We start from the raw sequence: 19,846 nt of genomic DNA, 5'->3' as shown, positions 1-19,846 counted from the left end.
AACGGCAAGGGCCAGCAATGGAAATCTTGCCGTTATTTTTTCAAACGGTTAATACATTCAACAACCCACGCGCGCCGTTATCTCTTTGGCGCTAATAGATTTTGCGTAGTGTTGCCGCAACGTTGCGCAACACTACGGGCATAAAGCCACATCACCACCGGCTCACCACGCATCGCCAAAGTTTGTTTTCCCCGATTATTCCTTTCACCCCGCTTTTTTCACAAGGATTAGCGTATTGGCACAGCGTTTGCTTTTAAATAAGTTACCAAATAGACCAATCTACGCTGCGGGCATTTTTAAACCAATTAAAGTAAGGGAACTCCGGGAGGTGGTACTTCGAGAAACTAATTGCTTGAATATTCCCATTTTTCAATCTAGAAGGGGTGAAAGCTTTGGGTAAACATGACGATTTCAGGGGCAGGGAGCACATCCATGAATACCCTCCCTATTCCCCCCAGGATTTAAGAAGGCGCGAAGGTTCTCTCCTCGCCGCCAGGTTGATGGTCAATGCCGCTCTGACCGCCCCGTTTGCCGGCGGTGTCTGCCAGGTGGAAGCGGAAATTGTTTACGGCCCGGACGAGCAGGAAGAACTGGCCAGAAAGATTGAGGAACTGGCCTACACCAACCGGGCCTGGGAAGAGATGTTCAAATACGAGGCGGTAATGGTGCGCGAAAGCGACGCGGTGATTTTCTTGGGCAACCTCCTGGCCGGGGAATTCGCCCTGGACGCCGGCTGCGGCATGTGCGGCGGCAGGCCCGACTGCAGCTATTTCTACGAGAAAAAGAACACCAAATATGGGCTGGTTGACGTCACAGACCGCCGGTCGGATACGTTGATCAAGGGCCCCCTGTGCTCGGCTAGAGTCAGCGACCTCGGTTTCGCCGCCGGTTCGGCACTATGGATGGCCTCGCAACTGCTTGTGGACGCAAGGCCGCTAATCAGCGTATCCCTGGCAGGACAGCAGCTGGGGTACTGCCGGCGGTCGTTCGTGGTGGCCGGAATTTGCATCGCCACTCTGGCCAAGAACCCGTTCGTGGACATCAACCCCGATTACCACCTGATCAACATGACCAAAGTGCTGGAGAACACGCGCAAGCAGTACGTAACACCGCGGACGGTAACCACCTTTGATTACCGGAAGTGGATACCCAGAAAGAGCGAGGAGGAATAGCCATGGCACGATACACCGGAAAGGAAATTGCCCGGGAGCACCTGCTGGATGTGGCCAAACACGTGGTTCACGCCGCGTATAAGGCGCCGCAGATAACCGGCAGGCTTAAACTACAGGCGGAGATCATCACCGGGGAAGACCTCGTACCCATTATCGAGGGCCTGGGTGTACTGGCCAAGGTCTCCCAGTTTGTTTACTGGGACTATACCACCTTCAAGGATTTTTACGAAGCCGGGAATCCCCCGGTGCTGGTGCTGATCGGGGCCGAGACCACGATTTCTGAAATGAACTGGAACTGTGGCGCCTGCGGTTTTGCCACCTGCTCGGAATTTAACAGGTACGCCAAAGAGAACCGCGGCACCGGGGTAATTGGCGGCGGGCCCTGCTGCAACTGGAAGGTGTTTGACCTGGGCATCGCATGCGACTGGGCCTGCGCCGCAGCCAGCCAGTACAACGTGGACAACCGGATCCAGGGCTCCAGCGGCGGCGTCGCCGCAACTCTGGGGTACCTGCCCGGGTGTAGCAGCGTGCTGGGCTTGCCGCTGGGGCCCAGCCGGGAAATGGTCTGGTACAGCCGCGACATCATGCACCGCAAGTTTAAATACGAAGACCACATCAACACCATGCTGGCCAGTATTCCAACTCACTTCATGGCCTTTGCCGGAAGCGGCCGCCCGGTGTTCAAGGCCGCCGACCGGTGGTGGGAAGCCAACAACCAGATTACCTGGGGCCGCCAGGAACAATCCGAGGAAAAGCTTTACGAAGTGATCATGGAAATGGCCGAACTGACCGCCAAATACGGGCCCCAGATCGAGGCGCGGTATAAAAACAGCTAAGACGCAAGCGTCGCCATCAAAAAAAAAATGTGAAAAATCACCACTTCGACAGGCGATCCGGTGGCTTTCTGGAGCGAGCGAAGCACCGTGTGCGGTGCTCAGCCCGTCACAGCCCCAGAGCTTGATCCCGAAAGGGCGTGGAGTATTGCCCCGGCAGGTTTGTGTAAGCGTTAACAAACATTATCAGGATAATTGCGAAGTGAGCGGAAGAAACCACCGGAACGCTGGATACAAGTACCGGTAAAGGAGATTACCGCCTATGAGAGACGTTTATGTGATCGGCGTGGGTATGACCCGGTTCGGCAAGTACCTGGACGGCACCATCAAGGGCATGGCCGCCGAGGCCACCGAAAAGGCGCTACGGGACGCCGGCATTGGGAAGAAGGACCTGGAAGCCGCCTATTTTTCCAATACTTTCTGGGGCTTGTACAGCAACCAGCACTCCATAAAGGGCCAGGTTGCGTTGAGGCCCATGGGAATCGAGGGCATCCCGGTAATCAATACCGAAAACGCCTGCGCCGGGGCTTCCACCGCGTTTTACCTGGCCTATACGGCCATTGCCTCGGGCATGTTCGATGTTGCCCTTGCCATCGGGGCGGAAAAACTGTCGCACGAAGACAAGGCCTTTGCCCTCAAATCCTATGCCTCCTGCCTGGATGTGGAAAACACCGCGGCCCAAATCCGAAGCCTGATGGAACAGGATAAGCAGGCGGCGGTCAAGATCCCCGAAGACCAGGCCCCGCCCGGCCAGGGCCGCAGCATCTTTATGGATTTATACGCCTCCGCCTGCCGGTTGCACATGGCCAAATACGGAACCACCCAGCGGCAGCTGGCCGTCATCGCCGCCAAAAACCATTATCACGGCAGCCTGAACCCGCTGGCCCAGATCCAAAAGAACATGACAGTGGAAGAAGTGCTGGCGGACGTGCCGGTTTCCTACCCGCTGACCCGCTCGATGTGCTCCCCGGTGGGTGACGGCGCGGCGGCGGCAGTGCTTTGCTCCCGGGCGTTCCTGAACAAGCTCGCCGCCCCCCGGCCGGTCAAGGTGAGGGCCTGTGTCCTGGGTTCGGGCATGGACCGGCCTTCGGAAGACGAGGAAATCAGCGTCCGCCTGTCGCGCCGGGCTTACAACCTTGCGGGCGTGGGCCCCGAGGACATCAACGTGGCCGAGGTACACGACGCCACCGCTTTCGGTGAATTGCACCAAACCGAGGCTTTGGGCTTCTGCGCCAGGGGTGAAGGCGGGCCGTTCGCCGAATCCGGAGCCACCAGGCTGGGGGGCAGGATCCCCGTCAACACTTCCGGCGGCCTGGAATCGCGGGGACACCCCATCGGCGCCTCGGGCCTGGCCATGATTTACGAAATTGTCGTCCAACTACGCGGCGAGGCCGGCCCGCGCCAGGTGGAGGGCGCCCGCCTGGGCCTTGTTGAAAACGGCGGCGGCAACATCGGCCTTGAGGAGGCCGCCATGGTGATCGGCATTTTTGAGAAAGCCAATCGCCAATAAGATTAACACTGTCAAATCAAGCAACCCCAAAAGGAGGTTTTGACCATGGGAGTTTTTAAAAATACCGCTCAAATGTATGAGGTGCTAGGTGAACTTTGGACGGGATTGCTGGAGCACCCGGAAAGCGGGCCCAAAATGAAGCAAGCCGGGCTGACGGTCAAGTACAATCTGACCGACCCGGACGGGACGCTGTGGATCACCCCGGATGGAGTGAAAACCGGCGACCAGAACTTTAAGGCAGACGTGGAAATGAACCTGGCGGCTGATATCGCCCATAAATTCTGGTTGAAACAAATTACCCTGCCGGCCGCCATGGCCAAGCGGCTGATCACCAGCAAGGGTTCGATGGACAAGGTAATGAAACTGCTTCCGCTATTGGGACCCAACTACGAAAACTACCCCAAACTCTGTGCAAAATACGGTCTGCCCAAGGAATAGTTACGTTGCAAGGAGGAACCGCAATGGCTCAGAATGTTGGAGGAATACTGGCCACCGAGATAGCCAAAAAGGTGGAAGAGAAACCGGATTTTCCGCTGCTTACTTTTGAAAACGGAACATATCCCGACGAGGTAATAACCTACGCCGGCATCTTTGCCAACGGCTGCAAAATTGCGCATGCGCTGCTGCAAAACGGCATCGGACAGGGCGATACCTTTGCCCTGGTCATGCGCAACCACCCGGAATTTGTGTACAGCATGGTTGCGGCGTCCATGACCGGCGCGGTACTGGTCCCCATCGACCCGCGCTCCAAGGGGGATAAACTCCGGTTCCAACTGTCGAACTCGGGCGCCAAGGGAATCATCTTCGCCAACGAATTAATCGACCAGGTGGAGCCTGTACTCGCCAACCTGCCCGGTCTCAAGGTCATCGGGGTCATGTATAAACCCGGCTTTGATGAACCCGTCAGCGACCTCTACCCCAGCCTGAACGAACTTCTGGCCGGGCCGGACCCGGGACCGGTGGACCGGCCCAAAAACGACCCCAAGGTGCCACTGGAAATAATTTATACTTCGGGAACCACCGGCAACCCCAAGGGGGTGCGGGTGGCGGAGGACAGGCTAATGCTTTACAATTTACTGGCCAAGCTCGTCTGGCAGTACACGGACGATGACATCCTCTACACCGGTCTTTCCTTCACCCACGGCAACGCCCAGGCGGTAACCCTCATGCCCGCCCTGGGCCTGGGAATACGGGCCGTGTTCAGCCGCAACTTCACCAAGAGCCGGATCTGGGACATCTGCCGCAAGTACGGCTGCACCACCTTCTCGCTGCTGGGCGGGATGATGATGGGCATCTACAGCGAGCCCGCCCGGGAAAACGACGGAGATAACCCGGTACGCAAGGTGCTGAGCGCGGGAACGCCCGTCGCCATCTGGGAGGCCTTTGAAAAGCGTTTCAACGTGCAGATTCACGAGTGGTACGGCGCCGTTGAAGGAGGATTCGCCCACAAACCGCCCGGTCAGGGCCCGGTTGGGTCGTTCGGCAAGCCTCTGCCCGGCCTGATGGAAATGAAGGTGGTGCGGGAAGACGATACCGAGTGCGCCCCGGGAGAGATCGGTGAATTGATCTGCAGGATGGTGCAGGGGGAAACCACCGTGGAATACCACGGCAACCCGCGGGCGTCCCAGGAAAAGACCCGCGGCGGCTGGCTACGCACGGGCGATATGTGCCACATGGACAAAGACGGCTGGTTTTTCTTTGACTTCCGTAAGGGCGGGGGCATCAGGCGACAGGGTGATTTTATCCAACCGGATTACGTGGAAAAGGTGATGGCCGAACACCCGGACGTTTCGGAGGTCTGCGTTTACGGCATTCCAGCCGCCAGCGGAGCCCCCGGGGAAAGCGACCTGGTGGCGGCAGTGGTGCCCTTTCCAGGACGCGCGCTCGACCCGCAATCGCTGTTTGAAGCCTGTATCAGGGGGCTGGAGAAAAACGCCGTGCCCTCTTACATCCAGTGCGTCGACGAAATTCCCAAAACCGTTTCCGAAAAGAACCTGGACCGGCTGCTCAGGGAGCAGTTCCATCCCGATGCCGCCAACGTTTTTAAATTTAACGATTACATTAAATCAATAGGGGGTTAGTCCCATGGAATACTTGGAACTGGATATGAATTTGACCGATGAGCAGATAGCGCTGAAAAAAGCGGTGCACAAATTTGCCAAAGAGGTCATTCGCCCGGCCGCCATCCAACTGGATGCCCTGGCCGACCCCGGGGACGTTTTAAAAAAGGAGTCCATCTACTGGGACGTCATGGGGCAAATGAAAAAACTGGGCTACCACACCGTGTTTATACCGGAACATTTCGGAGGCATGGGCCTGTCTCCCCTGGAACTGCACATCTTCTGGGAGGAAATTGCCTGGGGCAGCGCAGGCTTTGCGGTTTCCCTGGGGGTTGACACCTTCCCCTCCTTCTTTGCCTCTTTAATCGGGGAAGACGCCTTGATTAAAAATATCGTTGAGCCCTTTGTCAACGATACCGGCTGCAATTTCATCGGCTGCTGGGCCATCACCGAGCCCGACCACGGTTCGGACATGCTGGTGGCCGGCACCCCATATTTCCACGATCCCAAGATTACCGGAAATGTAAGGGCCCGGCGGGAGGGCGACGGGTGGGTGATCAACGGTCAAAAGTCGGCCTGGGTTTCCAACGGCACCCATGCCACGCACGCATTGCTATTCTTAAATATCGACCAGTCCATGGGCATGGCCGGCGGCGGCATCGCCATCATCCCGCTCGACTTGCCCGGCATCTCCAGAGGCAAACCTCTGAACAAGCTGGGACAGCGCGAATTGCCCCAGGGGGAGATCATTTTCGACAATGTGCGCATCCCGGGTTGGTGCATGGTGGCGGAGCCGGATACCTACGAGGCCATGCTGGATATGACCCTGGCCACGGCCAACGCCTGCATGGGCGCGTTTTTCACCGGAGTGGCGCGGGCGGCTTTTGAGGAGGCCCTGACCTATTCCAGGGAACGGGTGCAGGGTGGGAAACTCCTTTGCGAGCACCAGCTGGTGCAGAAAAAACTCTTCGAAATGTTCATGAAGGTTGAAACCTGCCGGGCCATCTCCCGCAAGGCGATGGTTTATAACCTGAGCAACACTCCACCCCGCACGGAATACTCCATCGCATCAAAAGTTTACTGCACCCAGGCGGCTTTCGAGGTGGCCCACGAAGCGGTGCAGCTTTTCGGAGGGTACGGGGTCAGCAAGGAGTACCATATTGAAAAATTGTTCCGCGATACCAGGTCGGCACTGATTGAAGACGGGTCCAACGACGTATTGGGCCTGGCGGCGGCCGAAGCCATTCTTAGAAATTACGGGGCATAAGTTGAAACCGGGGGCAAAATGCCCCCATTTTTTATGAACAATACCTATTGGGATCCAATCAAAAATTCAATAATAACATGATATGATTTACGACAAAATAAATATAGGCGCCATGTATGAATGAGCATCGGTTTAACAATGCCAGCACGCCGGATAAGATAGACGCGGCCATTTATGAACTGGCGGCCGCTGAATTTCATCTCCGGGCGGTTTTAAAAAGAGTTCGTAAAAACGAGTAGCTCTTGAAAATCATCATGAATTGCCGTCCCCGCTCATGCGATAAACCAGGCCTTCCGCCAGGGCAACCGTTCTGCCGCTTTCGTCCTTGACTTCCATGCGATAGAGGCCGGTCTTTCTGGTCAGGTTGTCCTCGCGGGCAGTGGCGGTAAGAACGGCACCCTCAGTGGTAGCCTTTAAAAAATTGATGTTTACGTTTAATGCCAGCGCCACCGGGCCATGGGCATTGCTGGCGGCGGCAAAAACCACGTCGGCGAGGGTAAAAATAGCGCCGCCGTGAGTCACACCCGCTCCGTTGAGCAACTCCGGCGTTACCTTCATCACCGCCCTGGCGTAACCTGGTTCCATCTCAAGCAGCTCAATTCCCAAAAGCTTGGCCAAAGCGTCTTTTTCCATGCGCGCCTTACCAGCGTCGTTATTTTTAACGGCACTGCCATTTTTCATTTTATTTGCATCCCCGTTACCCAACTATATAACCACCTTTCTCCACTTTCACCCTTTTATCCTTTTATCATACTACAAAAAATAAATGAAACACTCAATAAGAGTGTTCCGCAATCCCTTCCACCGCCCAATGCAAACTTGCCCACAAGAAATCATCTGTTTTTAATTTCTTTCCCGATGGAAAACGCGGCCCCAATATCTTTACCCACACCGTAATAATGTCTGATTTCCGGAGCATGCAGCATGGGTTTTAATTTTTCCATCACCGGAACCTCGTTTTCCCCAAGTATGGCCGGATCGGCTTTAACATCCATAACCTCCCCGATGAATTGTGTATGCAGTCCGATTTCAAAGATATGAATGACCTTACATTCTAAAATTAACGGAAACTCCGCTATATACGGAGCATCTACCAGGTCGCTTTTGACGGGCGTCAGACCGGACCTGGCAAATTTGTCGACATCCCGGCCTGAAACTAAACCAAAATAATCCGCCTCTTTCGCATAGTCTTCCGAAGGGATGTTTATTGTATAGGCCTTTCTCGCCATAATGTTTTCGTAGGTGTAAGTAGCTTTTCTGAGCGAAACAGAAATACACGGCGGGACCGAACAGCAAATACCTCCCCAGGCGGCGTTCATCACATTCGGCTTGCCCTTTTGGTCATAAGTACCGACAATCAAAACAGGCGTTGGATAAAGTATGGTTTTGGCACCCAGGCTCTTTTTCACTTGCATCCCCTCCAATGTTTAAGTAAACTGCCGGTGGTTATAGCAGGCAGTTGTTATAGAAATCCTCAACAACTTCGTTTTTTAAGCAATCATCGCAAATATGCCGGTTATCCCTCCTGCTTGCGGTCCATAAACCTTCGAATTGCCTGTTACACCTTGGGCAGATTTTAATTTGCTTATCTTCCATTTTCTTCACCCCTGTTCCGGTATTAAGTTTACCATATAATTTTATTCCAATACATTCTTGCTAAAACTTTTTTGGTATAATTACCCTGGTTGTAATTTTTGAAATACCATCTAAGTAAGGAGAATGAGAACATGGAGCCCGGCAGGTCCCAATTTAAGGCGGGAAGGTTCGCGAGTATTCATTACGGTTGGACAATACTGGTGATGGGCATTTTTGTAGTTGCCGGTGCGTTGGGCCTGGCCCGTTTCGGGTATGGAATGATTTTGCCGTCCATGCAGCAAAGTTTAAATTTAACCCATAACCAGACCGGTTTCATTGCTTCTGCAAATATGTTCGGTTATTTTATCAGCGCCTTGATCGCAGGTCTGCTGGCCACCAGGTTCGGGCCACGGGCAATAATAGCAATTGCCCTTTTGTGGACCGGTTTGACCATGATATTGACCGGCTTGGTGCACGGCCCTTATCAAGCTGCCTTGACGCGTTTTCTTACCGGGGTCGGCAGTGCGGGAAGCAACGTTTCCGTGATGGGCCTGGCATCAGCCTGGTTTGCACCCACCCGCCGGGGAATGGCTACGGGGTTTCTGGTGGGAGGTTCGGGCCTGGCCATTGCTTTTACGGGTTGGGTGGTTCCTTATGTTAATGAAGCCTTTCAGGAGGCAGGGTGGCGGTATAACTGGTTTATCCTGGGCGGGATTGTTATCCTTGTTGGTATCGCTTCCTGGTTGGTATTGCGGAACCACCCCTCGGAAAAGAACCTGATGCCCATAGGGGTGGGCTTCAAAATGGCGCAAGAAGAGACAACAACTTCCAACCCCCCGGGGGTAAAGGACTTGTTAAGAATTAACGGTGTTCCCTGGCTGGCCGCCTTATACTTTTGTTTTGGGTTTTCCTATATCATAACGGCAACGTTTTTAGTTACTTTTTTAATAAATGAGATTAAATGCACAGAGGAGCTGGCCGGAAGTATCTGGGGAACGGTGGGTATGTTAAGCATCGGTAGTTGCGTGGTGTGGGGAATACTATCCGACAAGTTTGGGCGCCGCTCGATATTGATTACAGTTTTTTTAGTTCAGGCATTATGCTATACTTTACTTTTGTTTAAATTTTCAACAGGGTTTTTACTATGGTTGCCCGCTATTCTTTACGGGTTGACCGCCTGGAGCATACCCGGCCTGGCTGCATCTTGCTGTGGTGATATCAGCGACGCCAAGCGTGCCCCGGCCGTTCTCGGCTTGATTACGTTCGTTTTCGGGTTTGGACAGGTGCTGGGACCTATTATTGCGGGGTATGTTAAAGAACACACTTCATCCTTTACCGGGGCCTTTCTTTTGGCAGCGGTACTTGCAGCTCTGGGGGCGTTTTTTAGCAGCAGGCTTATTATTACTAAGGGCGTTAGAAAATAATCTATGAGTTAAATTTATGCTTGTTCTACAATAATCCTCCAGATCCCCAGCACAACCTGCGCAAAACGAAAGAGGGCCCCGGGATGAAATATCCCGAAACCCTCTTCGCTGTAATACTGGAGGCGACACCCGGATTCGAACCGGGGAGTAAAGGATTTGCAGTCCTCTGCCTTACCACTTGGCTATGTCGCCTTAAATGATTAACTTTGCCGTGCGTGTTTATTATAATAACAAATTGCCGCCACCCAGTCAAGGGTAATTGCTGCTAATTTCCCGTAGCCAATATGTCGCCAAAGTAAAATAAACTACCCTCCTGCCCGGTTTAAGATTAAAACTCTGGATGCTCAAATAAAGCAGAGGGAAAATTTATAAAGTGAGTTAGATACGCGATGGCTTAACTGGCACCAAAAAGGATTCCGGAGAAGCTTAATTCTCCGGAATCCTTTTATTACTGGAGCGGAAGACGGGATTCGAACCCGCGGCCCTCGCCTTGGCAAGGCGATGCTCTACCACTGAGCTACTTCCGCATATTGAACTTATCCTGGTGCCACGGGACGGAATCGAACCGCCGACACGAGGATTTTCAGTCCTCTGCTCTACCAACTGAGCTACCGTGGCATTTATATTTGGCGGAGCTGACGGGAATCGAACCCGCGATCTCCGGCGTGACAGGCCGGCATGTTAGACCGCTACACCACAGCTCCGCGATTTAACTTCCTTCACCGGACCGGGCTTTTTATTGCCTCGCGCCGTTGACAATGATAAGTATACAAAAGATTTACCATCATGTCAAATGAAATTTTTGGCCTTTTATAAATTTTATCATGAGAATTTTACCCTGGATGCGCTGTAAGACCCGAAAACTCGCTCACCTAATGTTTACGGTGGAATCCACGGGCGCGCCCGGCCGGATCACAATGGATCCTGAAGCCGTTATCCACGCCCGTGGATCTATTGTACCGCGCCGGCTAAAAATCAGCCGGTCACCAATTCCTGAAAATAAGGGGGCAGCACAAAGGCCGACCTGTGAATTTCCGGCGAGTACCACTTGGTTTTCAGCGCGGGGAACTTATCCATATCCACGGCCAGGGGGTCATATTTTTTGGAGGCCAGGGTAAAGGTCCAGGCCCCGCCGGGATAAGTGGGCACCACCGCCCAGAACATCCTGACCAGCGGGAATATATTCTTAAGGGTGGCATGCACCCGGGCAATCAGATCCCTGTTGAAATGGGGCGATTCGGTCTGGGCCACCAGCAGCCCGTCCTCCCGCAGCGCCTCGTGCACGTTGCGATAAAAATCGTCGCCATACAACCCCACTGCCGGGCCGATGGGATCGGGGGAGTCCACCATAATTACGTCGTAAGTATTCTTATTTTCTTTTACGTGTTTGACGCCGTCGTCCACCAGTATCTCCACCCGGGGATCGTTGAACCCAACGCTCAACTCGGGGAAAAATTTTTTGGCCACATCAATGACCATCTGATCAATTTCCACGTGTACAACTTTCTCCACATTGTCGTGTTTCACGATTTCCCGGACTGAACCACCGTCTCCGCCGCCAATCAACAGTACTTTTTTCGGATTGGGATGGGTATTGAGACCAACGTGGGTGAGCATTTCATGGTAAACGTACTCGTCCCTGATATTTGTTTGAATAATATTATCCAGGGCCAGCAAGCGGCCGAACTCCACCGTATCATACACGGCCACTTTCTGAAAAGGCGATTGCCCACTGAACAGCACTTCCTTAACGCGAACACTGATACGCAGGTCCTTGGTTTGATCTTCGGTGAACCATACCTCCAATTAAACCCCTCCTTCAAAAGACATTAATAAAACAAAGGTACGGCAGCCAGCGCGCAACCTACCTTTTCCACCCGGTGTTCCACGGCGGCAATTTTGATATCCTTCAACTCCAAACCGCGGGTCGCAAAAGCTTCCCGGAGCATCGCTTCGATCCGCTTTTCTGCTTCTTCTCGGCTCGCCCGCCCGGCAAATTCCATAATTACCCCGAAAGTATCGGAGGAAAGCCCCACCCCCACTGCTGCGGCGATCAATTCTCCCGGCACGTCGCTGCAAACGTAGCCATAAGCAGTAGGGACCAGGGAACCCGGTGGAATCTGCATATCCGGGTCATACTCCGCACCCGGGGGCAATATGCTGCTAACCCTGATCAAGTTGATATTACCTATTCCGCCGGCCAATAAGGCATTGTCAAAGGCGGTCAGTTCAGTTTTCCCTTCCGCTGCGGCAGCCGTCAAAAAATACTTTTTTGGTGTGGGCAACATGGTTGGATTCTCCTTACTAACTGGATTTGCCAAACAACACGTTATATTATATCAAAATTGATCCAAAAATAAACTGATTGCCAAGCACTTCCCTAAAAAATATTTTTACCTGTGAATAGACCGGTCAAAATGGTGAAAAATTAAGGAAGGATAACACAAAGGAGGTTCTAGATTATGAAAACAGTACTCGGCACTTTCCCCAGCCGCGATCAAGCCGAAAAAGCGGTGGGGGAACTGCGCGGCAAGGGTTTTGACAGGGATATCTCCGTTGTGGCCCGGGACGAGGGAGAACGGCAAAAAAATCAATTTACCACCATGGGCACCGATAACGTCGCCGATGGCACGGCCACCGGCGGAGTAATCGGCGGGCTGGCCGGGCTGGCAGTCGGAGCAGGCGCGCTGGCTATCCCCGGCATTGGCCCACTGATTGCCGCCGGACCTATCGCCGGGCTGCTTTCCGGAGCTGCCACCGGAGGAATCGCCGGCGGGCTGATAGACTGGGGCATTCCGCAGGAACGGGGCAAGTTTTACGAAGAGAAAGTCAAGCAGGGCAATATCCTGGTGTCCGTGCGCACCAGCGCCAACAGGATCAACGATGCCGCCGACACCCTGCGGCGCAACGGCGCCCGGGATGTGGAGGTACATTAAAGGAAAGGGGCTCATTCACCTCGACCTGCATGCGTCTAAAGCAAACCAACCGAAGGGTACCTCGCGGGGTACCCTTTTTGGTCGCCGGTGGCAAGCGATCCGGCGATTCCGGGGTGAGTGACACACTAAACGCGGTCCTAACCCGGCTGTTATTTTTCGGCACAATGTCTGCCGGAGACACTCTGGTATATTTGCCGGTACACCAGCGCATCCTCGGCCTGGCGTCCCGCGGACTCACATATAATTGTGGGCGTCATGCCCCGCTCGTGGATCAGCCTGGCCAGGCAGGTAAAATCTGGTCCGTACCCTTCGTCCAGGGTGGTCCGGTGTCTTCTTTCCCCAGCCCTGGTAAATTCAACCGGGCTGAAGTGAATATGCAACCGCCTGACCGCTTCGGGGCCAAGTACCTCCCCGATCCGGTCCAGCACCGCGGCAAATTTTTCTTCCCCTGTCAAGGCGCCCACCCCGGCGGCGTGCAGGTGCCCGAAATCCACAGCGGGCACAACCTTTGTCCCCAGCGTGCACAGCTCCAGAATTTCATCCAGGTTGCCAAGCTGGGACGGTTTACCCATGGTTTCGGGAGCCACCTTGATATTCCCCAGGCCTTCGGCTTCCGCCATCTCCAGCAGCTCCGCCAGGTGTTCCCTGGCCCGTTTCAGGGCGGCGGCCCGGTCTTCCTTGACCCCGCCTCCGGGGTGAAACACCACCAGGTGCGCGCCCATCCACCGGGCGGCGCGCAGGGAATCCAAAAAATGTTTCCGGGTTTTGTCCTTAATCCCCGGATCGGTGGCAGCCAGGCTGATATAGTAAGGGCCATGAATACTTAAAGAAATGTCGTGCTTCAGGGCGGCCTCACCAAGCTGTCGCGCCGTGTCCTCCTTGATATGCACCCCCCTGACGCACTGGTATTCGTAAGCGCTGAGTCCCATCTTCGCCAGCCAACCGGGCATGTCCAGGGAAGACTTGTAACCCGCTTCGTAAAAGGAGTCGGAATTTCCCGCCGGCCCGAATCTTACCCGCAAAAATACTCCCTCCCCGAGTTTACTAAATAAATCCTTTAAAAGTTCGCTAAACAAAACCGTAACCCTTTTACCGGCGATAATAACATTTCCCGGCAAACGGCCCGGCCATACGCTATATTTTTTAATTAAAAAGGATATTTACTTATTTTTACAGAATTTATTATTAATGGTATTAATACTTGCAGCTACAAGGGGTGTCTTTTAAATGGCCAAAAAGCTAAACGTTTTGTTTGTATTTTTACTTTGTGTAACGGTAATGATAGCACTGGCCCAAAATAAAAGACCCGGGAAGGATCATGCACTTGAACTGCCCGTAACCGGGCCGGCCGCCGCCGGCCGGGTGGTGGTCGCCCAGGAATACGATGTTCGGGAGTTGGACCCCCGGGCGGTTGCCGACACGGGATCGGCCCGGGTCATCAGCAATGTTTACGAAGGGCTGGTGCGCTTCAAACCAGGCACCGCCATGGTTGAGCCCTGCCTGGCCAGTTCCTGGAAAGTTTCCGGTGATGGCATGACTTGGACGTTCAACTTGCGCCGGGATGTTAGATTTCATGATGGCACGCCCTTTGACGCCCGGGCGGTGCAGTTTAATTTTGAAAGGCAACTGAACAGGAAGCCGGGCGGCGTAACTACTTACGCGGATTTCGTGTTCGCCCCGCTGGACCGGGTGGAGGTTGTGGACAATTACACCGTAAAACTTCATTTAAAATACCCCTACGCTCCATTTTTAAATAACCTGGCCATGCCGCTGGCAGCGCCGCTGGTCAGCCCAACGGCAATCCAAAAATACGGCGACAACCTGGGCTTACACCCGGCAGGCACCGGGCCGTTCATTCCGGCCGGGAAAACCGGTAACGGGATACTATTGAAAGCCAACCACAATTACTGGCAACCGGCCCCTGCCGCCAGAGAAATTTTGTTTATTACCGTTCCGGGGGCGGAACAAAGAACTGAGCAGTTACTTCAGGGTCAAATCGACATCGCCCTTGATCTTACTTTTATCCATACGGCCCGGCTCCGGCTTGAAGGATATCCGGTATTCAGGGCCACCGGGCTGGACATTTGCTACCTGGGTTTTTACACCGACCAAAAACCGTTTAACCGGCCCTCCGTGCGCAGAGCGGTTGCCCTGGCCCTGAACCGCGAAAAAATTTTCAACGAACTGTGGCCACACGAGGTACGCCCCGCCCTGGGGCCGCTGCCCCCAACAGTGCCGGGCTACAATCCGGATCTCACCCGGGAGAGCTACGACCCGGACGGGGCCGCCCGGCTGTTGCGGGAAGCCGGTTTCGGTGACGGTTTATCCTTTACGCTGGTTACCTATAACGATTCGCGTCCCTACAGCCCCGGGGGCGGAAAAAAACTAGCCGATGCCCTGGCCCGTTCCCTGGCCGAAGCCGGTATTAACATGAAAATTAAATCCTACCCCTGGCGGGAATTCAAGCAGGCGCTCGATCGCCGGGAAGGCGACGCCTTCCTGTACGGTTGGATCAGCGATAACGGCGACCCCGATAATTTCTTGTTCACCTTGCTGGCCCAAAGCCAGATTAAAAGCGGGATGAACATCACCCGCTACCATAATGACCAGCTGGATACGTTGTTACTCAGTGCCCGTAATACCACCGATCCCGAAATCAGGCGGGAACTGTACTACCGGGCCCAGGAAATCATTCACCGGGACACCCCCTGGGTGGTGCTCAGCCACAGCGTACACCATGCCGCCACCGCTCGTAATATTCAGGGCTTTGTCCTGAGTCCTACCGGGTGGCACTCACTCTACGGAATCACCAAGGATTGAACCTATAAGCATTTTCCAACAAATCCCTCTAATATTAAACACATTTTGGAACATAATATGCCTGAAGTCAAAATAAAAACAATGCCAAGGGGGTAAATTAATGGATCAGATCTACCAACTGCAACAGCAAATTCAAAGACTGCGCCAGGAAGTGAATAATATCTCCCAAATGACCTCCCAACTACAGCAGTTTGAGCAAAGCAACGCGGCACAACTGCAGCGCCTGCAACAGCACGAGGTCAACGCAACCCAGCAATTACAGCGCATTCAGCAACTGTGCAGCCAGCTTTCAAACGATCTGAACAGCGTCAGCAGCATTGCGCAGCAAGTTACCCAGTCCATAGCTCAAAACATGTTCCAGCCGGGAACAGGTTATGCCGGTTTCGGCCAGCAGTTCGGAACATTTGGAGCGCAGTATACACCCGGGTGGACCGGAACTTACGGCACAACCCTGCAAAACCAACCCATCTATACTTCAGCTATACCGTTCCAACAACAGCGTTTCGGGACCGGACAAATGACCAGCGCTTATATTACACCCGGGCAATGGGGTTACGCCCAGACTCAAAGTCAACCGCTTGGCGGTTTGGGATGGACAGGCCAGCAAAATTTAACCCAGGGGTATAGCGGCCAGTTCCAAAACCAGCTTCAAAATCAAAATTACGCCCAAAGTTACGCGCAAAACCAGCAAATCAGCCAGCAAGCCCAGCAGGCTCTGCAAAACCGCATGAATCAGGCCACTCAAAACCTGCTCGGCCAGAGCTTCCAAGCCCAGCCGGCTCAAAGCATGTACGACCAAAACTACCAGACCGGGCTAAGCCAGTATGGCCAGAATCCCCAATTCTAAAGCAAATTTAAATTGAGTTGAGTAACATAAAAGGGCCCTTCGGGGCCCTATGACTTGACTCAACTTTTTCCCGGGAAAATAGACAATTAACCCCCCTTAACACAATTTGGCAGTTATATTATAATTTGGTATACAGGCGTGGAAAATTTCTGGGGGTGAGGGGTGTGGCCAAAATACTCAAGGACGGGGCAACATATAGCCAGCGCGAAGTAGTTGACTTACTGGTTGAATTTTCTTCTTTCAAGGATCGTGTTGAAAAAAAGTTCAAGGTCCTGGCCAACGAGCTGGACGGCAAAAGCAACGAGCATGACCTGTGGGTAAATTTGTACCTTGTTTCCACCGATTATGCGGAGGAAGCATACAACAAGCGGCAAAAGCAGGCGGAAAACTTGCAAAAGACTTGCTAGTCAACTGGTCCGGTGCGGCGCCCGGACTATAATTTTCATATTCGCATTTATATTGAAAAAATTTTTTTAAAAGGTTTTTTCAACACCCCGGAGAATTACTTCCCGGGGTGAATTATCTTGCGCCATGGAAAACGTCAACCTCCCCGCCGGCTCCCTGCACCTTGCGGGGGATACCGATTTCACCGTACGGCTGCTGGGGAGGTTTTCCGATACACGTGGCTTATTCCATTGTGAATGATATTAGAAAAAGGACAAGAAAATAATAGCACCATGTATAAATACCCCGGCAAAGGTACATTCTATTTAAATAAATAAGCTACAGGAGGCGGTCAAATGCAGGGTAATACCACCAGCTGGATTGTGGCCGGTTTGGGTGTAATTATCGCGTTAATCGGCTGGTACGTCGGCGGTTACTGGGGAGCGGGCATACTGGGTTTCGGCCTGGCCCACATACTCCTGGGTATCCTGGACATGTTCAGGCCCGCCGTCAAAACGGAACCCGCGGACCGGGGATAGCCAAAAGCGACAAGCTGGCCGGCAACCAGCTTGTCGCTTTTATTGTTTCATTAATTCAGCTCCCGGTGGAAATTCCCCGTGTTTTATTCATCCAATCCCAGGGAGTTTCTTTTCGCGGCGATATGTTGCACCGCAAGTTTCGCCGCAGCCACCGGGTCTTCTTCCACGGCGAATACCGCCCCCACTACCCTTTCGGCGCCGCTGGTAAGCAATTCGGCTACGTTTTTGCTGCCCAAAACCGGAGGGACGGTACCCAGAATGGTGAAAATACCTGAACTTACGACGTAGGTGCCGATGGAAACGGCCTTCTCGGACATCCATTCGGGTGCCGCGCCGGCCAGGGGCAGGTCCGAAATATCAACGCCCAAGGCGTTGGCTATTGCCGCGGCCACCGTCAAAATACGGCTGATGTCCACGCATGAACCCATGTGCAAAACCGGCGGGATATTCAGGCTCCGGCAAACGCCGCGCAACCCATCGCCCGCTTCCCGGGCCGCGGTCGGCAGCAGCAGCCCGTCCTTGGCACAGGCAATGGCCGCACAGCCCGTACCAACCACCAGGATATCATTTTTGATCAGCTCCCGGACGAAGGTTAAATGGCTGTAATCCTGCTTGTACTTGGGATTGTTGCAGCCAACAACCCCGACAATACCTTTAATCGCCCCGGATTTGACGGCGTCGATCAGCGGGTTCAGCGAACCGCCCAAGGCTTCAAGAATGGCCTCGACGCTGAACCCCGCCATGTATTCCATCTGATCGGACGGAATATTAATTTTAGACACCATGCGGTTTGAGTAATTCTCCACGGCAACGCGCACAATTTTTTTAGCCACATCCATGGCGTTATGTTCATCAAAGGGCACGTGCTCCGCTCCCGGGAATTTGGCCTTTGGCGAAGTGGAAATGATCTTGGTGTGATAACACTTCGCCACCTGGGCCAGGGAAGGCATGATACACTGGATATCCACAATCATTGCTTCCACGGCGCCGGTTACAATGGCCAGCTCCTGCTGCAGGAAATTGCCGGCCACGGGCACGCCGTGCCGCATCAATATTTCGTTGCCCGTGCAACACATACCGCAGACATTGATCCCCACGGCCCCTCTTTCCCTGGCTTCTTGCAACAGCCCGGGATCCCGGGCGGCATGAACAATAATATCGGAAAGTGTCGGCTCATGCCCGTGCAGGATGATATTAACGTGGTCTTCCTTTAAGACACCCAGGTTGCAGGAACCTTTAACCGGTTTCGGAGTACCGAAAAGAACATCGGACAGTTCGGTGGCCACGGTCGAACCGCCCCAACCGTCACTCAAGGCCGTGCGCATCCCCTGCAGAATCAGGTTGACATAATCATTATCAACCCCGATATTGGTGCGGTGCATGCTTTCGACCACTTCCCGGTCTATACCCCGGGGGGTTATTCCCAGCTCGTCCCATAACGCTCTTCTCTTCCCGGGCACCCGGTTGATGAATTGCAGCGATCCCTTTAATGTGCCGAATTCTTCCAGCACTTGCCCGGCTAAATCCAGCGCGATCTCAGAAACGGAACGCCCGTCCGTGGCAATACCGAACTCGCCGGCCAGCGCCTTTAACTTCGCTTCATCCTTGACCGGGTAATCCGGGGCGTCACCTCTGGCCGAGGCCAGCAGCGTGGAAGCTATCCCCCTGCCGTGGTCTGAGTGCGCCGCAGCCCCGGCGGCAATGGCCCTGACCAGGTTGCGGGCCACAATGGTGTCGGCATCCGCCCCGCACACCCCCCGGGGCGGCCCGTCCCCAAACGGGTCAATCCGGCATGGCCCCATGTTGCAGTTCCGGCAGCAAATGCCCAGTTGCCCGAAACCGCACTGCGGCTCCTGGGCGGCCAGCCGGTCCCAAACCGTTTCCACGCCGTCGCTCTTTGCTTTTTTAATCATTTTTATTGTTGATTGGTCAACGCTTTTGTCCGGCATCCCGTATCATCCCTCCTTAAAAATTTAAATGCCCAGCGACTCTAAAAAACGTTCTCTTTTCCCCCGGCTAAAGTCATCAACTTCGACAAATTTAAGCGCCCCGGTGGGACAGGCATGCACACAGGCCGGCTCGCCCCCGGCATCCAAACAGTTGCGGTCGCACTTCAAGGCCAATCGCCGGTCGATTTCACCGCGAATAACCCCGTACGGGCAAACCATGACACACATCCAGCAGCCCGTGCATTCCGCCGGCCCGTCCACGTTGGTCACCACGCCGCCGGCGGTACGGTGCATGGCCCCGGCAATACAGGCGTCGATGCAGGGGGCCTCCTCGCAATGCCGGCAGTTGAGCGGAATCTTTTTGCCCCCTGCCTGGTGGACAAAAATCCGCTTCAAAGGTTTTTTGCTCTCACCCGCCGCGCCGAATAAATTTTTGCTTTCCGAATGGGCCACGGCGCAGGCCAGCTCACACGAGCGACAGCCCAGACAGCGTTCCGTGTCGATTAAAACCTCTTTCACCTTATCCCTCC

At 54.0% G+C, this 19,846-nt stretch carries 20 protein-coding genes and 4 tRNA genes; 13 read left to right on the top strand and 11 right to left on the bottom strand.

The annotated features are described in order from the left end of the window. The first annotated feature begins 392 nt into the window (after positions 1-392). From IT084_RS02365 to IT084_RS18485, 7 genes are all read left to right on the top strand, one after another. Entirely contained in the window at positions 393-1,172 is a 780-nt protein-coding gene (locus IT084_RS02365) for a DUF2148 domain-containing protein (RefSeq protein WP_195710707.1), read from the top strand. A 2-nt stretch (positions 1,173-1,174) separates the two neighbouring features. Further along, positions 1,175-2,008 (top strand): DUF2148 domain-containing protein, encoded by an 834-nt coding sequence (locus IT084_RS02360; RefSeq protein WP_195710706.1) that lies wholly within the window; start codon positions 1,175-1,177, stop codon positions 2,006-2,008. A gap of 259 nt (positions 2,009-2,267) precedes the next feature. Further along, positions 2,268-3,515 (top strand): thiolase family protein, encoded by a 1,248-nt coding sequence (locus tag IT084_RS02355; RefSeq protein ID WP_195710704.1) that lies wholly within the window; start codon positions 2,268-2,270, stop codon positions 3,513-3,515. Between the two features lie 45 nt (positions 3,516-3,560). Beyond that, complete coding sequence (locus IT084_RS02350; RefSeq protein WP_195710702.1) at positions 3,561-3,953, top strand: SCP2 sterol-binding domain-containing protein; 393 nt, start codon at positions 3,561-3,563, stop codon at positions 3,951-3,953. Positions 3,954-3,976: 23 nt separating this feature from the next. Beyond that, positions 3,977-5,596 carry an AMP-binding protein gene (locus tag IT084_RS02345; RefSeq protein ID WP_195710700.1) on the top strand — a complete coding sequence of 540 codons (1,620 nt, stop codon included), beginning with the start codon at positions 3,977-3,979 and terminating at the stop codon, positions 5,594-5,596. 4 nt (positions 5,597-5,600) lie between these two features. Further along, positions 5,601-6,842: an acyl-CoA dehydrogenase family protein gene (locus tag IT084_RS02340; protein ID WP_195710698.1), complete on the top strand. Its 1,242-nt coding sequence runs from the start codon at positions 5,601-5,603 to the stop codon at positions 6,840-6,842. Between the two features lie 116 nt (positions 6,843-6,958). Then, positions 6,959-7,081 (top strand): hypothetical protein, encoded by a 123-nt coding sequence (locus tag IT084_RS18485; protein ID WP_279327793.1) that lies wholly within the window; start codon positions 6,959-6,961, stop codon positions 7,079-7,081. A gap of 13 nt (positions 7,082-7,094) precedes the next feature. Here the strand turns inward: IT084_RS18485 and IT084_RS02335 are convergent, their stop codons facing one another. Both IT084_RS02335 and IT084_RS02330 read right to left on the bottom strand, forming a co-directional pair. Next, positions 7,095-7,523, bottom strand: coding sequence for a PaaI family thioesterase (locus tag IT084_RS02335; protein ID WP_243276653.1), 429 nt, complete (start codon positions 7,521-7,523; stop codon positions 7,095-7,097). A 152-nt stretch (positions 7,524-7,675) separates the two neighbouring features. Next, positions 7,676-8,251, bottom strand: coding sequence for a flavin reductase family protein (locus tag IT084_RS02330; protein WP_195710696.1), 576 nt, complete (start codon positions 8,249-8,251; stop codon positions 7,676-7,678). A gap of 318 nt (positions 8,252-8,569) precedes the next feature. On the opposite strand from IT084_RS02330, the gene IT084_RS02325 reads away from it, so the two are divergent. Next, the gene (locus IT084_RS02325; RefSeq protein WP_195710694.1) at positions 8,570-9,841 is read left to right on the top strand and encodes an MFS transporter; all 1,272 of its coding nucleotides are present in this window, start codon (positions 8,570-8,572) and stop codon (positions 9,839-9,841) included. A gap of 117 nt (positions 9,842-9,958) precedes the next feature. On the opposite strand, the gene IT084_RS02320 is transcribed toward IT084_RS02325, so the two are convergent. From IT084_RS02320 to IT084_RS02295, 6 genes are all read right to left on the bottom strand, one after another. Further along, positions 9,959-10,033, bottom strand: a tRNA-Cys gene (locus tag IT084_RS02320). Positions 10,034-10,293: 260 nt separating this feature from the next. Continuing rightward, a tRNA-Gly gene (locus IT084_RS02315) sits at positions 10,294-10,368 on the bottom strand. A 15-nt stretch (positions 10,369-10,383) separates the two neighbouring features. Then, positions 10,384-10,459, bottom strand: a tRNA-Phe gene (locus tag IT084_RS02310). 9 nt (positions 10,460-10,468) lie between these two features. Continuing rightward, a tRNA-Asp gene (locus tag IT084_RS02305) sits at positions 10,469-10,545 on the bottom strand. A gap of 271 nt (positions 10,546-10,816) precedes the next feature. After that, complete coding sequence (gene speE / locus IT084_RS02300) at positions 10,817-11,647, bottom strand: polyamine aminopropyltransferase (protein ID WP_195710692.1); 831 nt, start codon at positions 11,645-11,647, stop codon at positions 10,817-10,819. A gap of 23 nt (positions 11,648-11,670) precedes the next feature. Beyond that, entirely contained in the window at positions 11,671-12,129 is a 459-nt protein-coding gene (locus tag IT084_RS02295) for a pyruvoyl-dependent arginine decarboxylase (RefSeq protein ID WP_195710690.1), read from the bottom strand. A gap of 174 nt (positions 12,130-12,303) precedes the next feature. On the opposite strand from IT084_RS02295, the gene IT084_RS02290 reads away from it, so the two are divergent. After that, a complete protein-coding gene (locus IT084_RS02290; RefSeq protein ID WP_207744361.1) occupies positions 12,304-12,777 on the top strand; it encodes a hypothetical protein in 474 nt (157 codons plus the stop codon). Between the two features lie 149 nt (positions 12,778-12,926). Here IT084_RS02290 and IT084_RS02285 read toward each other — a convergent pair whose 3' ends face one another. Continuing rightward, complete coding sequence (locus IT084_RS02285; RefSeq protein ID WP_195710688.1) at positions 12,927-13,799, bottom strand: TIM barrel protein; 873 nt, start codon at positions 13,797-13,799, stop codon at positions 12,927-12,929. A 205-nt stretch (positions 13,800-14,004) separates the two neighbouring features. Between IT084_RS02285 and IT084_RS02280 the strand changes: the two genes are divergently transcribed. From IT084_RS02280 to IT084_RS02265, 4 genes are all read left to right on the top strand, one after another. After that, positions 14,005-15,597, top strand: a complete 1,593-nt coding sequence (locus IT084_RS02280; RefSeq protein WP_195710686.1) for an ABC transporter substrate-binding protein — start codon at positions 14,005-14,007, stop codon at positions 15,595-15,597. A 100-nt stretch (positions 15,598-15,697) separates the two neighbouring features. Beyond that, positions 15,698-16,444 (top strand): hypothetical protein, encoded by a 747-nt coding sequence (locus tag IT084_RS02275; protein ID WP_195710684.1) that lies wholly within the window; start codon positions 15,698-15,700, stop codon positions 16,442-16,444. A gap of 164 nt (positions 16,445-16,608) precedes the next feature. Beyond that, on the top strand, positions 16,609-16,851 hold the full coding sequence (locus IT084_RS02270; RefSeq protein ID WP_195710682.1) for a hypothetical protein: 243 nt from the start codon (positions 16,609-16,611) through the stop codon (positions 16,849-16,851). A 333-nt stretch (positions 16,852-17,184) separates the two neighbouring features. Next, positions 17,185-17,367, top strand: coding sequence for a hypothetical protein (locus tag IT084_RS02265; protein ID WP_195710680.1), 183 nt, complete (start codon positions 17,185-17,187; stop codon positions 17,365-17,367). 83 nt (positions 17,368-17,450) lie between these two features. On the opposite strand, the gene cooS is transcribed toward IT084_RS02265, so the two are convergent. Beyond that, a complete protein-coding gene (cooS, locus tag IT084_RS02260) occupies positions 17,451-19,316 on the bottom strand; it encodes an anaerobic carbon-monoxide dehydrogenase catalytic subunit (protein ID WP_195710678.1) in 1,866 nt (621 codons plus the stop codon). Between the two features lie 24 nt (positions 19,317-19,340). Beyond that, positions 19,341-19,835 (bottom strand): 4Fe-4S dicluster domain-containing protein, encoded by a 495-nt coding sequence (locus IT084_RS02255; protein ID WP_195710676.1) that lies wholly within the window; start codon positions 19,833-19,835, stop codon positions 19,341-19,343. Between the last annotated feature and the right edge of the window lie 11 nt (positions 19,836-19,846).

It is taken from the genome of Desulfallas sp. Bu1-1, from assembly GCF_015594625.1.
GTDB lineage: Bacteria > Bacillota > Desulfotomaculia > Desulfotomaculales > Desulfallaceae > JADNRQ01.
This window is presented reverse-complemented; position numbering and strand designations above follow the sequence as displayed.